Origin of the sequence: Arthrobacter sp. PAMC25284, assembly GCF_019443425.1 — a bacterium.
Lineage (GTDB): Bacteria > Actinomycetota > Actinomycetes > Actinomycetales > Micrococcaceae > Arthrobacter > Arthrobacter oryzae_A.
The window spans coordinates 910,416-923,228 of sequence record NZ_CP080382.1 but is presented as its reverse complement, the minus strand read 5'-3'; the positions used below and the strand labels follow the sequence as shown (position 1 = coordinate 923,228).

General features: G+C 66.7%; 13 protein-coding genes, 6 tRNA genes and 1 riboswitch. Of the genes, 8 read left to right on the top strand and 11 right to left on the bottom strand.

The window, feature by feature from the left end:
• Positions 1-134: 134 nt before the first annotated feature.
• The gene (gene msrB, locus KY499_RS04405) at positions 135-629 is read right to left on the bottom strand and encodes a peptide-methionine (R)-S-oxide reductase MsrB (RefSeq protein ID WP_258190960.1); all 495 of its coding nucleotides are present in this window, start codon (positions 627-629) and stop codon (positions 135-137) included.
• Between the two features lie 43 nt (positions 630-672).
• Positions 673-1,164 carry a hypothetical protein gene (locus tag KY499_RS04400; RefSeq protein WP_123254439.1) on the bottom strand — a complete coding sequence of 164 codons (492 nt, stop codon included), beginning with the start codon at positions 1,162-1,164 and terminating at the stop codon, positions 673-675.
• Positions 1,165-1,308: 144 nt separating this feature from the next.
• On the opposite strand from KY499_RS04400, the gene KY499_RS04395 reads away from it, so the two are divergent.
• A complete protein-coding gene (locus tag KY499_RS04395) occupies positions 1,309-2,646 on the top strand; it encodes a S9 family peptidase (RefSeq protein WP_123254459.1) in 1,338 nt (445 codons plus the stop codon).
• 21 nt (positions 2,647-2,667) lie between these two features.
• On the opposite strand, the gene ybaK is transcribed toward KY499_RS04395, so the two are convergent.
• The 3 genes from ybaK to KY499_RS04380 all read right to left on the bottom strand — a co-directional run bounded on the left by ybaK (position 2,668) and on the right by KY499_RS04380 (position 4,643).
• The gene (gene ybaK / locus KY499_RS04390; protein ID WP_123254438.1) at positions 2,668-3,171 is read right to left on the bottom strand and encodes a Cys-tRNA(Pro) deacylase; all 504 of its coding nucleotides are present in this window, start codon (positions 3,169-3,171) and stop codon (positions 2,668-2,670) included.
• A gap of 24 nt (positions 3,172-3,195) precedes the next feature.
• Entirely contained in the window at positions 3,196-3,660 is a 465-nt protein-coding gene (locus tag KY499_RS04385) for a SufE family protein (RefSeq protein ID WP_183164427.1), read from the bottom strand.
• A gap of 65 nt (positions 3,661-3,725) precedes the next feature.
• The gene (locus tag KY499_RS04380; protein ID WP_123254436.1) at positions 3,726-4,643 is read right to left on the bottom strand and encodes a sulfurtransferase; all 918 of its coding nucleotides are present in this window, start codon (positions 4,641-4,643) and stop codon (positions 3,726-3,728) included.
• 235 nt (positions 4,644-4,878) lie between these two features.
• On the opposite strand from KY499_RS04380, the gene zapE reads away from it, so the two are divergent.
• Positions 4,879-5,916 (top strand): cell division protein ZapE, encoded by a 1,038-nt coding sequence (gene zapE / locus KY499_RS04375; RefSeq protein ID WP_123254435.1) that lies wholly within the window; start codon positions 4,879-4,881, stop codon positions 5,914-5,916.
• Positions 5,917-6,079: 163 nt separating this feature from the next.
• Here zapE and KY499_RS04370 read toward each other — a convergent pair whose 3' ends face one another.
• The 6 genes from KY499_RS04370 to KY499_RS04345 form a co-directional block, all read right to left on the bottom strand.
• Entirely contained in the window at positions 6,080-6,346 is a 267-nt protein-coding gene (locus KY499_RS04370; protein ID WP_123254434.1) for an antitoxin, read from the bottom strand.
• A 169-nt stretch (positions 6,347-6,515) separates the two neighbouring features.
• Positions 6,516-6,590 (bottom strand) — tRNA-Val (locus KY499_RS04365).
• Between the two features lie 40 nt (positions 6,591-6,630).
• Positions 6,631-6,703: transfer RNA gene (locus KY499_RS04360), tRNA-Gly, on the bottom strand.
• A gap of 57 nt (positions 6,704-6,760) precedes the next feature.
• Positions 6,761-6,835: transfer RNA gene (locus KY499_RS04355), tRNA-Val, on the bottom strand.
• A gap of 39 nt (positions 6,836-6,874) precedes the next feature.
• A tRNA-Cys gene (locus tag KY499_RS04350) sits at positions 6,875-6,945 on the bottom strand.
• Between the two features lie 46 nt (positions 6,946-6,991).
• Positions 6,992-7,064, bottom strand: a tRNA-Gly gene (locus KY499_RS04345).
• A gap of 416 nt (positions 7,065-7,480) precedes the next feature.
• On the opposite strand from KY499_RS04345, the gene KY499_RS04340 reads away from it, so the two are divergent.
• The 6 genes from KY499_RS04340 to rpe all read left to right on the top strand — a co-directional run bounded on the left by KY499_RS04340 (position 7,481) and on the right by rpe (position 12,457).
• A tRNA-Val gene (locus KY499_RS04340) sits at positions 7,481-7,552 on the top strand.
• Positions 7,553-7,667: 115 nt separating this feature from the next.
• Entirely contained in the window at positions 7,668-8,513 is an 846-nt protein-coding gene (locus KY499_RS04335) for a cytochrome (RefSeq protein WP_219886308.1), read from the top strand.
• A 106-nt stretch (positions 8,514-8,619) separates the two neighbouring features.
• Positions 8,620-9,216: a peptide deformylase gene (def, locus tag KY499_RS04330; protein ID WP_123254432.1), complete on the top strand. Its 597-nt coding sequence runs from the start codon at positions 8,620-8,622 to the stop codon at positions 9,214-9,216.
• Complete coding sequence (gene fmt, locus KY499_RS04325) at positions 9,213-10,133, top strand: methionyl-tRNA formyltransferase (RefSeq protein ID WP_219886307.1); 921 nt, start codon at positions 9,213-9,215, stop codon at positions 10,131-10,133. The genes def and fmt overlap by 4 nt, the downstream gene beginning before the upstream one ends.
• Entirely contained in the window at positions 10,130-11,692 is a 1,563-nt protein-coding gene (locus KY499_RS04320) for an RsmB/NOP family class I SAM-dependent RNA methyltransferase (RefSeq protein WP_123254430.1), read from the top strand. Before fmt ends, KY499_RS04320 begins: the two co-directional genes overlap by 4 nt.
• Before the next feature lie 108 nt (positions 11,693-11,800).
• Positions 11,801-12,457 carry a ribulose-phosphate 3-epimerase gene (gene rpe / locus KY499_RS04315; RefSeq protein WP_123254429.1) on the top strand — a complete coding sequence of 219 codons (657 nt, stop codon included), beginning with the start codon at positions 11,801-11,803 and terminating at the stop codon, positions 12,455-12,457.
• 134 nt (positions 12,458-12,591) lie between these two features.
• Positions 12,592-12,743, top strand: a riboswitch (FMN riboswitch).
• Positions 12,744-12,813: the final 70 nt, after the last annotated feature.

Below are 12,813 nucleotides of genomic sequence, written 5' to 3'. Positions count from 1 at the left end.
GTTAACGTCTACGGCGAGCGTAGCAAGCAAGCAGTATCTCTAATGCAAAAATGCCTTGAGAATAAGAAAGACTGTGGCATATGGTCCGGAAGCCCGCCCCAGCTACAGCACGGGACGGGCCTGCCGGTCCGGCGTCAGGCTCCGGCGTCGTCCGCGGGGACGAGCTTGAGGGAGACCGAGTTGATGCAGAACCGCTGGTCCGTCGGGTTGCCATAGCCTTCGCCCTCGAACACGTGGCCCAAATGGGAATCACAGTGCGCGCAGCGGACCTCCACACGTTCCATGCCCAGCGTGCGGTCATGGATATATCTGACGGTCCCGTCCGCCAGCGGAGCCCAGAACGAGGGCCAGCCGCAGTGCGAGTCGAACTTCTCCCTGCTGGTGAAAAGCTCGGACCCGCATGCCCGGCACTGATAGACGCCGGTGGCGTGGGTATCCCAGTACTCACCGGTGTACGGCCGCTCGGTGCCTGCCTGGCGCAACACACGGTATTCCTCGGGCGTCAGTTCCTGACGCCACTGCTCATCCGTTTTCGCTGTGACCGGGCCGGCGTCGGCTTCGCCCGACGTTTCAGTGCCCGACGTACCGGTGCCGGGCGTTTCCGGGACCGTGCCGGGGGTGCTGGTCACGTTCTCTGACTTCCTGCTGAAGATACTCATGCCTGCATAACGCTCAGGAGTCGCCGATAAATCCCGAACCGGCGTACAGATGGAGCACCGGCAGGCCGAGGCTGTCCTGGGCCTTGTTGGCCCAGTCAGTGTGGAAGGTATCGGCCAGGGCGTGCGGGCGGGTGACCACAACGGCCTGACCGGCACCGAGTTCCTTGACCTTGGCGACCAGCCCTTCCACGGGCTTGCCGTCCACGACTTCGCCCGTGACGCCTCCGCCGAGGCCCGCCAGCGCCGCGAGCGAGGCGGCGAGGGCCTCGGCGGCTTCGGCGCGCGCTTCCGCAGGGTCGGGGGACTGGGACGTCAGTTCTCGGAAGGCCTTCGCGATTTCCAGCATGGAGAGGTTCTCCAGAAAATCCACCAGAAGGTGCCGTTCGGTGTTGGCCGGGACCAGGACCACCAAGGGCGCGTCCCCTCCGGCCAGCAGAGTCTGGATGTTGACGCGGTCATCGGCGCCCAGGGGTTCTTCTGTCAAAATGACGATTGGATCACTCATGCCCCCAGCCTAGCCGTGCGCCACCGGCCCTGCACGGATATCGCCGGCGACGGCCCGGGCGCCTCCGACCCGCAGCAACTGCGGGCGGCGGCGCATGCAGGCGCCGATGACGGAGCTGCGCTGCAATTCAGTCAGAATGGTGCCATGGCATCATCGCTCCGGTTTCCGTCCGACACACTCCGCATCCCGCCCGCGCAGGGCGAAGGGACTCCCGAACGGGACGGCACCGCAGCCATTGTGCGCGGCAGTGCCAAATGGGCCGCGGCCGGCGCCATCGGCGGCGGCGCCGCGGCCGCCCTGCTCGCCGCCGGATCATCGGCACTGGCGCTGTACTTCGCCCGCCGCGTCATCACGCCCGCCTCGGAGCGGCCGCAGGACCAGGAAATTCTGGCGGTGATCCGGGAAGGGAACACGCAACAGGTGATCCTTGCCGCCACCCCGGACGCCACTCTGGAAGGCGTCTACGGATTGTTCTTCGACAATGGCCGCGGGCACGCCCGGATCGGGCGGATCGTGTCCTATTCCCCGGCCGAGCGCACCGTACTGCGCGAGGTTGAAGCGGTTTACAGCGGAGACCTCTCAGCCGCGCGGCGGGGATCCTGGAGCGGGACGATCCACCCTGATCCGGCCACGCTCGGTGTGCAGGCAGAAGACGTGCTGATTGAGGTCGACGGCGGAACGGCGCCGGCCTGGCTGGTGCGGGCTGCACCCGTGCCCGGTGTGGAGTCCGACGTGTGGGCGATCATGGTGCACGGGCGCGGGGCGTCACGGCAGGAAGGCCTGCGCGTCCTCGAAACGGCCGGAAAACTGGGCATGTCCAGTCTGCTGATCTCCTACCGCAACGACGGCCTGGCGCCCTCGGCCGCGGACGGACGCTACGGCCTGGGCTCCACGGAATGGCGCGACGTCGAGGCCGCCATTACCTACGCCCTCGGGCAGGGTGCGCGCGAGGTCGTGCTGTTCGGCTGGTCCATGGGCGGCGCGATCTGCCTGCAGACTGCCGACCTGTCGCGGCACCGGCAGGTCATCCGGGCACTCGTGCTTGATGCTCCGGTGATCAGTTGGGTCAACGTGCTGGCGCACCACGCGGAGCTGAACCGGATTCCCACGTCCGTGGGACGCTACGGGCAGGTGATGTTGGGCCATCGGCTGGGCCGCCGGCTGACCGGGCTGGCTGCACCGGTGAACTTCAAGGCGATGGACTGGATATCCCGGGCCGTTGAGCTGAGGACGCCGACCCTGATCCTGCACAGCGTCGATGACGAGTATGTCCCGTACGGCCCGTCGGCCAATCTGGCCGAGAAGAACCCCGAGATGGTCACTTTTGAGCCGTTCGACACCGCACGGCATACCAAGGAATGGAACGTGGATCCGGAACGCTGGGAACGGCTTGTCGCGGCCTGGCTCCGGCAGCAACTGGCGCCTCGGACGAACCCGGGCCAGTCCGGTCCGGGCGGAGTCCCGGGCCGGCCGGAAGCCTAGCGGCAGCAGTAACCAGCGGGTCTAGGCGGTTTCCCGGCCGTTGGCGATCCGGGCGGTACGGGCGCCGGTGAGCCGGATCAGTTCTTCCGGCGCCAGTTCGAGGTCAAGGCCGCGCCGTCCACCGGACACAAGGATGCTCGCCAGGCCCAGGGCGCTTTCGTCGACCACCGTGGGGGAGGACTGCCGCTGCCCGAGCGGAGAGATCCCGCCTAGCACATAGCCGGTGCGCCGCTGGGCGGCGGCCGGATCGGCCATGGCCGCCTTCTTGCCGCCCAGGGCCGCGGCCATCGCCTTCAGGTCCAGGGTCCCGCTCACCGGTACGACGCCGACGGCGGGCCTGCCGTCGACGTCGACCATCAGGGTCTTGAACACCCGGGCGGGGTCGACGCCGAGCACTGCCGCGGCTTCGGCGCCGTAGCTGGCCGCCGCCGGGTCATGGCTGTAGGGATGCGCGACAAAGGTAACGCCGGCAGCCGTGAGGGCGGCGGTGGCCGGAGTTCCCGGTGATGCCTGTCTACGGGCCATAGCCGGTGACGTCGAGGTCGAGCGTCAGGACAGGCCGGGCTGTCGACGGGCCGCCAGTTGGCGCTTGATCCGGCCCAACATCGCCGTCATGCCGCGCATCCGCAAGGGCGTGATGGCCCGGGTCAGGCCAAGGAGTTCGGGCATATCGTCCGGCACGGCCAGGATCTCCCGGACCGTGAGGCCATCGAGACCTTCGTGCAGCACACTGGCGAAACCGCGGGTGGTGGGGGCTTCCGGCGGCGCCTTGAAGAAGAGCCGGACGCGGCCGGAGTCACCGCCGTCGGCGGGCTCCAGCTCAAGGGTCAGGAAGAGCGGCGACTGGCATTCAACCACCTGCTCCATCAGCTCCGGATGGTCCTTGAGCCGTTCCGGCAGCTCGGGAAGCTGGCGGGAGAACTCCAGCAGCAATTGCAGCCGGTCTGCTTCGGTCAGGGCCTGGAAGTCGTCAACAATTTCCGCCAGCGCGGCGGGGAGGGCAGAAGTATTCATCACTCCCAGCTTACGCATGCCCGGCGATTGTGTCCCGGTCGCCAGCCCTCCCCGGAGGAACCGGACTACTTCGCGGCCGGAACCGTGCCGCGCTCGGCGCCCTTGACGATGGGAACGCGGACGGCGTTGCCCCATTCGGTCCAGGAACCGTCGTAGTTCCGGACCGTCTCGAAGCCCAGGAGGTATTTCAGGGCGAACCAGGTGTGGCTGGAACGCTCGCCGATCCGGCAGTAGGCCACGACGTCGTCGCCGGCCGTGAGCCCGGCTTCGTCGAGGTAGAGGGCCTCAAGCTCGGTCCGGTCGCGGTAGGTCCCGTCCTCGGCGGCAGCGCGGGCCCAGGGGATGGATGCCGCGGTCGGGATGTGGCCGCCGCGCAGGGCGCCTTCCTCCGGGTAGGCGGGCATGTGCGTGCGCTGGCCGGTGTACTCCTCGGTCGAGCGGACGTCGATCAGCGGATTGCCGAAGTGCGCCAGGACGTCCTCCTTGAAGGCCCGGATCGGTGCGTCGTTGCGCTCCACCACGGGATAGTCCCCGGGCGCCGGCACCGTGGTCTCGGTGCTGATGGCCCGGCCTTCGGCAATCCACTTGTCCCGGCCGCCGTCCAGGAGCCGGACATCCTCGTGACCGAAGAGGGTGAAGACCCACAGGGCGTAAGCGGCCCACCAGTTGGACTTGTCGCCGTAAATCACTACGGTGCTGTCACGGGAAATCCCTTTGGCCGCGGCCAGGGCGGCGAAGGCATAGCCCTCGACGTAGTCCCGGGTGACTTCGTCGTTGAGGTCCGTGTGCCAGTCAATTTTCACGGCGCCGGGGATGTGACCGGTCTCGTAGAGCAGGACGTCCTCGTCGGATTCCACGACCACGAGCTTCCCGCCGTCGAGTTCGCCGGCGTCGATGGCCGCGGCGAGCCACTCCGTGGAGACCAGCTTTTCGGGGTGGGCGTAGGCGGCGAACTTCTCGTTTTGCTCAACGGGGTACGGCATAGCGGTGGCCTTTCACTCGAACGGTCAGGAGGCCGGACGAAATCAAGCGCGGCGCCGGGCCTCATACCACCCTAGCCACGCCCCGCCACGAATACTCCCGTCTGGTCATACTCGGAAATGTGGCCTTTCTCACGCGTTCTCACCCGGGTACTGCTGCGGGAGTTGCTTTGATCGCGCCCGGGCCGGCATTCCCGGTATTCTTTGGGGGGACACGAGACCAGCAGAACGGACCCCCTTGGTACAGATTGAACAGCTCGCCGCGAGAACGCCGGCGGTTTCCGTGGATGAACTCCTCAATGGCTTCTATCCCTCGCCGCGTTTTGGCGCAGTGTCCTTTGACAGCTATCGGCCCGATCCGGCCCAGCCCAGCCAGGCTTACGCTGTCGAGGAGCTGGAAGGATTTGCCGCCGGCGTCGGCGCCCGGGACGGCGACGGGCTGTTCAAACGGCTCTTCGCCAAGAAGGACACCTCCCGGGCCGGGATCTATCTTGACGGCGGCTTCGGCGTCGGCAAGACCCACCTGCTCGCGTCGTTGTGGCACGCGGCCCCCGGACCCAAGGCGTTCGGCACCTTCGTCGAATACACCAACCTTGTCGGCGCGCTCTCCTTCCGCAAAACGGTAGATGCGCTGAGTCACTACAAACTGGTCTGCATCGATGAGTTCGAGCTCGACGATCCGGGCGACACCGTCCTGATGTCCCGGCTCATGCGTGAGCTCGCGGACGCCGGCGTGAAGCTGGCGGCGACGTCCAACACCCTGCCGGGCTCGTTGGGCGACGGCCGGTTCGCTGCCGTCGACTTCGCACGCGAGATCCAGGTGCTGGCGGACCAGTTCGACGTCGTCCGGATCGACGGTGAGGACTTCCGCCACCGCGGGCTGCCCGCGGCGCCGCAGCCACTGCGCAACGACGACCTGACGCACCACATGAAGTCCGAATTCGACGGCAAGACCGTGGCCCGCGATGAGTTCAGTACCCTCGTTCATCATTTGGCCGGCGTCCACCCGAGCCGCTACCGCCAGTTGCTCGACGGCATCGAAGGCGTCGTCTGGCAAAACGTGGAGACCATCACGGAGCAGTCCGTGGCGCTGCGCTTCGTGGTGCTGGCTGACCGCCTCTACGACAAGGACGTTCCGATCCTGGCCAGCGGGGTGCCCTTTGATCAGCTCTTCACCGAAGAGATGATGACCGGCGGCTACATGAAGAAGTACTTCCGTGCCGTCTCCCGGCTCACGGCCCTGGCCCGCGAAGGCCAGAACCACGAACCCTCCTAACCTCCGCTAAAGCAACGCGGGGTCACTTTTCGCCCATCCTGAGTCCTGGATGGGTGAAAAGTGACCCCGCGTTGGTATGTTGCGGGCGTTAAATGCCAGAGGTGCCGGCGCCGCCTCTCGGCGGGACCGGCACCTCGGTGACGAAATTGGGGCAGAGGCCCAGCTACCGGGTTTCCCCGGGGGCGGGACGCTCACCAGCGGGAGGTTCGTCGGCGATATGTTCGTCGGCGGCCGCCGTATCCGGCTTGCGGTCAACCTTGTCCACGAGCCTGGAAGCGCCCTGCTGTGCGGAATCGATCTTGTCGGCGTACTTGCCGCCGGTCTTGGAGTCGACGAAGTCGCCTGCCTTTTCGATCCCGTCCTTGATGGCTTGTTCGTTACCATCAACGAGTTGCTGAGCCTTGCCCTTCAGATTGTCAAGAAAACCCACGGGCACCTCCCTTCAGTCGTGGAGCCAGATCGCTCCCTGCGCTTTCGATCCTAGCCGCCTGTCAGGATCGTGCCAAGGCGAAGGTGGTGCGGTGAAGGACCGCAAGGGACCGGGGAAGGACCGCAGGGGCCGGGGAACAAAAAAAGCAGCTCCGGAGAGCTGCTTGATGTGGTGGGCGATACTGGGATCGAACCAGTGACCTCTTCCGTGTCAGGGAAGCGCGCTACCGCTGCGCCAATCGCCCGCAACCGGGATGATCCGGTGTGGATTTTTACAAAATCGAGAGCGGACGACGAGATTCGAACTCGCGACATCCACCTTGGCAAGGTGGTGCTCTACCAGCTGAGCTACGTCCGCATTTTTTGTTCCGTCCAGCCTGGCCGTCGAAACTCCATCAAGTAAGTTTCCTTACTCTGGTGGGCGATACTGGGATCGAACCAGTGACCTCTTCCGTGTCAGGGAAGCGCGCTACCGCTGCGCCAATCGCCCCTTGCATCCGGCCGGAACCGGAAACCAGGGTTTTCACCGAGGTGGGTACGGGATTCGAACCCGTGTATACGGCTTTGCAGGCCGCTGCCTCGCCTCTCGGCCAACCCACCGTGTAGACAGGATTCCGAAGAACCGTTGCCGTGACAGTGTCCTGCGAGCGGACGACGAGATTCGAACTCGCGACATCCACCTTGGCAAGGTGGTGCTCTACCAGCTGAGCTACGTCCGCAATGTTGGGTCAAAATTCCGCGCCGCAATCGGCATTTCCTCGCGTTCCAACGAGTAAGAACTCTATAGGAGGTTCCGGGAATCTACAAATCGAGGCAGCAAGCATTGCGCGGAAGACCCTTGGATCCTTGGTTTCTAGGGGTTTTTGCTAATTACAGGGTTGTAATTCAGCGCTTTAATCGGCTGGCCGTGACGTCCTGGTTCGAGGTCCCGTCCGTATCGAATTCCGAAGTGAGCGGGCAATCCGGGCTGTGAATGTGCCGAACCCCGGGAATGAGCCGGGCGGTTATCCGGTCAGGGGTCTTCCTGTGCCGTTCCAGGCGGTGTGTGTTTCCCACCGTGGAGGAGATCCATGTTCGCCTGCGGCCAGGCCGATTTCAAAAACCCGGCCGGGTGGGCTAGCATTCAATGTCGTTGGGGCGATTGGCGCAGTGGTAGCGCGCTTCGTTCACACCGAAGAGGTCACTGGTTCGAACCCAGTATCGCCCACCCACGAAATGGTCCGTCCCGCTCTTAGCGGGAGGGGCCATTTTTCGTTAACCCGTGTCCGTCCCGCTGTACGTCTGACCCGCTGAATGTCTGCCCTCCGTGAAAGAGTTCTTCCATGACCGCTCCGCTTCTTGCCCACGCCACCGACTATGGCCGGATGTACGCACGCTCCACCTCGGAGCAGTTCTCCGTCCCCTCCATCACGACGGTGATCGGTCAGCAGCCCCATGGCCTGGACGGCTGGTTCGGGTACATGGGAGCCAACAGCCTCGCCCAGGATCCCGCGCTTGCCGGGATCCTGGGGAGCCCGGCCAAATTGCGGCAGGCCGTCAGCCGTGCTGCCAAAGCTGCCGAAAGCTACCGGGATGACGCCGCCAAGCGAGGAGACCGGGTACACAATTACTGCGAGCAGGTCGCTCTGCGGGCGCTGGGCCGGCCGCACCTGATGAAGGAAACCCGGGAAGCTCTGGCGGCCAACGGCGAAGAGGCCTTCGCGGCACGCTTCGATGAGTGGTGGGAGCTCTTTCAGGTCGAACCGATCGCACCGGAGATCACGGTCTGGAATGCGAGCGTCGGCTATGCGGGCACCCTGGACCTCGTGGCTCGGATCAACGGCCGTACCTGCCTGATCGACTACAAAACCAAGGGCACCAGCCGTGACGGCACCGTCAAACCGCTTGATGACAAAGTCGTGATGCAGCTCGTTGCGGGGATGAAGGCCGAGGAAAGCCTCGTGGATCCCATAGCGGGGGAGTGGGAGGCCTGGCAGCATGGCGACTCGCCCATCCTGCTCGCTGTGGCGGTGGGCGAGACCGAAGTCCGTCCGCAGCGGGCGAACCCGGACGTGCTGAAGCACCACTGGTGGAAGTTCTGTGCGCTCCGCCGCGTCTGGGAAATGTCAGCGGACACCGCCGCGGCCGGAGCGGCACTGCTTCCGCTCGCACCGCCCGTTCACCGCTAGGAACCCTCCGGGCAGCGGGGCCGGACGGACCGCCGGGGCCGAAGCGGCCAGGAGCTACTAAACTGGACAGGATCCCGTAGCCGCCGACCGTGAGGACAGATGACACATGGCCATTTTGAATATCCGCATTATCGGGGATCCTGTGCTGCGCACAGTCGCCGATCCAGTGACGGAATTCGGGCCTGACCTGGCGAAGCTTGTGGCCGACATGATCGAGACCATGGAAGACGTTGAGGGCGCAGGCCTTGCCGCGCCCCAGATCGGCGTCAGCCAGCGCGTCTTCACCTACCGCATTGGCGGAGTCGAAGGGCACATCATCAACCCCGTGCTGGAGAACAGCGAGGACTTCCAGCCGGACCAGGTTGAAGGCTGCCTGTCCATCCCCGGGCTGGGCTTCCCGGTCCGGCGCTACCGCAGCACCCGGGTCACCGGCGTTGACGTCAACGGCAACCCGGTCGAGATCGACGGCGAAGGGATGCTGGCCCGCTGCTTCCAGCATGAAAACGATCACCTGGACGGTGTCCTCTACACGGACCGGCTCGACGGCGAGGACCGCAAGGCCGCACTGCGGGCCATCCGGAACGCCAACTATGACGCCATCACGGAGCAGACGACGGCGAAGCGCGCCAAGACCGTCGGCTCCAGTTTTGGTGGCGGTGCGTTTGGTGGTTCGCCGGGCGGCGCTTTCGGAAAGACCCAGTGAGGGTCCTTTTTGCCGGCACCCCGGCCGTCGCCGTGCCGTCCCTGGATGCCCTGGTCCGGGCCGGGTTCGACGTCGTCGCCGTCCTCACCCGTCCGGACGCCACGCTGGGACGCAAGAGAGTCCTGACGCCGTCGCCCGTTGCGGCGCGCGCCGGCGAGCTCGACATCCCGGTCATCCACGCCACAAAGGTCGACGACGGCGTCACCGCCCGGATCGCCGATGCTGAACCCGACGTCGCCGCGATCGTCGCCTATGGCGGGCTCATTCCCCGCGGGGCCCTGGCCGTTCCCCGGCACGGCTGGGTCAACCTGCATTTTTCCCTGCTGCCGGCCTGGCGCGGGGCGGCACCCGTGCAGCGGTCGATCATCGCCGGCGACGACGTCACCGGCGCCGTGACGTTCCTCCTCGAAGAGGGCCTGGACACCGGCCCGGTCTTTGGCACCCTGACCGAGACAGTGCGCCCGGATGATACCTCCGGGGCTCTCCTGGAGCGACTGTCCCACAGCGGAGCCGTGCTGCTGGCCCAGACATTGTCCGCGATCGAAGCCGGCCAGGCGGCCGCCGTGCCGCAGCAAGGCGATGTCAGCCTGGCACCGAAACTCAGCCTTGAGGATGGCCGCCTCGATTGGCGGCAGCCGGCACTCGCCATCAGCCGGCGGGCCCGCGGCGTCACGCCGGAACCCGGAGCCTGGACCATGCTCGAGGGCCAGCGGGTCAAGCTGGAGCCCGTCCTGCCCCGGCCGGAAGCGGCCGCCCTGCCGCCCGGTGAACTGGCCATGAACGGGAAAACCGTGTTGGTGGGAACCGGCTCGCACCCCGTGGAACTTACCCGGATGCAGCCGTCCGGGAAAAAAATGATGACCGCCGCCGACTGGGCGCGCGGACAGGCAACACTTGAAAGCGTGGTGTTCGAATGAGCGACTCAGGAACCAACGGCAGCGGCCGCGGTGGGGGCCCCCGGCAAGGCGGACAAAGCTCCGGCCGGAGCGGCAGCCACCGCGATGCCAAGGGCCGGGAGCGCAACCGCGGTCCGCGCACGTTTACCGACAACGCCCCGTCCCAGCGCACGCGCCGCGCAGATCCGGCCCGGCTGGTGGCCTTCGAGGTGCTGCGTGCCGTCGCGTCCGAGGACGCCTACGCGAACCTGGTGCTGCCCGCACGGATCCGGCATCACGGGCTGGACAAGCGCGACGCCGGCTTCGCCACCGAACTGAGCTACGGCGCCCTCCGCGGCCAAGGCACCTATGATGCCGTCCTGGCCCGGTGCGTGGACCGCCCGCTGGACCAGCTCGACCCCGCGATCCTGGATGCCCTGCGGATCGGCGCGCACCAACTGCTGGCCATGCGGGTCCCGGCACACGCCGCCCTGGATCAGACCGTGGGCCTGGCCCGTGCCGTCATCGGCGCCGGACCATCAACTCTCATCAACGCCGTGCTCCGCAAGGTTTCCGCGCGCAGCCTCGAGGAATGGCTGGAACTGCTCCTCAGCGAGGAAACCGACGAAACCCGGATCGCCTCGACCCGGTACGCCCACCCGGAATGGATCGTCAGGGCGCTCCGGCAGTCGCTCGTCGCGCACGGCCGGCCGGTCGCTGAGATCAACGATCTGCTCGCGGCGGACAACGCGGCGCCGGTGGTCAACCTGGTGGCCCTGCCCGGGCTTGGCAGCCTGGACGAGGCCCTCGAGGGAGGCGCGACCCCGGGGGAGCTGGTGGCGGATTCCGCGCTTTCGAGCGGTGGCGACCTTGGCCGGCTCGCCTCGGTGCGCGAGGGCAGCCTGCGGGTCCAGGACGTCGGTTCGCAGCTGGTGGCCCGGGCGATGGCCGCCGTCGACCTCGGCGACAGGACCACGCGCAGCAGCGGTGCCGCTGACGGCGGCGAGCGATGGCTGGACCTGTGCGCCGGACCCGGCGGCAAGGCCGCCCTGCTCGCAGCCCTGGCACGGCAGCAGGGCGCGCACCTGCTCGCCAACGAATCCGCGCCGCACCGGGCCAAACTGGTCCGCCAGGCCCTCTCCGCGGTACCCGAGGAGGGCTGGTCCGTCCGGACCGGCGACGGCCGCGAGATGGGGGCCGAACAGCCCGAAAGCTTCGACCGCGTCCTCGTGGACGTGCCGTGCACCGGGCTCGGTGCGCTTCGCCGCCGACCGGAGTCACGGTGGCGGCGTACCCCTAAGGACCTCGTGGACCTGGGCCCGCTGCAGCGCCAGCTGCTCAAGTCCGCGCTGGACGCGGTCAAACCCGGCGGCGTCGTCGCCTATGTGACGTGCTCGCCGCACCCGGCGGAAACCACCGCCGTCGTCAGCGACGTCCTGCGCAAACGCGAAGACCTCGAACTCCTCGACGCCGGCGCGGTGCTGGACAGCGTGAGCCTCACCGGCGGACTGGATGCCGGGCACGACCTCACGGCCCAGCTCTGGCCGCATGTGCACCAGACGGATGCGATGTTCCTGGCGCTCATCCACAAAAAGGCCTGAGCCGCCCCGGGCCGGCCACCGGTCCGCCCGGCCACGCCACCAGCCGCACCGTCCGCTGCACCGTCCGCTGTACCGCAGACCCCGAACAGTAGAACGCAAAGGAACCCGATGGCCCAGTGCTGCATTAACCCGAGCATCCTCTCCGCAGATTTTGTGAACCTTCAGGCGGAACTGAACCGCATCAGCAACGCTGACGCTGTGCACGTGGACGTGATGGACAACCACTTTGTGCCCAACCTGACGATCGGGCTGCCCGTTGTCCAGCGTATCCAGGCCGTTAGCCCGGTCCCGTTGGACGCCCACCTGATGATTGCGGACGCGGACCGCTGGGCGCCCGGGTTCGCCGACGCCGGACTCGCGTCGGTCACGTTTCACGCCGAGGCTTCGATCGCGCCGATCAAGCTCGCCCGCGAACTCAGGGCCCGGGGCGCCAAGGCAGGCATGGCGCTACGGCCCGGCACGCCCGTGGAGCCTTACCTGGACATGCTGGCCGAACTGGACATGCTCCTGATCATGACCGTGGAGCCAGGCTTTGGCGGTCAGTCCTTCCTGGATCTGACGCTCCCCAAGATCCGCCGCGCCCGCGCTGCAATCGACGGCTCGGGGATCGGTGTGGCGCTGCAAGTCGACGGCGGCATCACCGAAGAGACGATTGTGCGCGCCGCCGAGGCCGGCGCCAACGTGTTCGTGGCCGGCTCAGCGGTCTACGGGGCTGACGACCCGGCGGCCGCCATCGAGCGGCTCCGAAGCGCAGGTTCGCGCTAACCGTTTTGGCAGCCCGTTGACCATTTTTGAAAGCCCGTTGACGGGTTGCGGAAACCCCGCAACGGCGACGCCGGCGGTAACGTCAGGGGGAATGTCCCGCCATCGCGCCGGGTTGTGTCAGAATAAAAACACACATACGTGCTCCGGGGTCGGTGTAAGTCCGAACCGGCGGTGACAGTCCGCGACCCGCGAGCCGGTGCTTTCCTTCGGGAAGGATGCCGGCAGACGGTTGAACCGGTGAAATTCCGGTACCGACAGTTAAAGTCTGGATGAGAGAAGCACGTACGGCTTTTTCGGTGGTGCCATTGAGGCTCCGCCGCACTGCGCTGTCGTATGCCCCGGAGCCATCGCGGTTC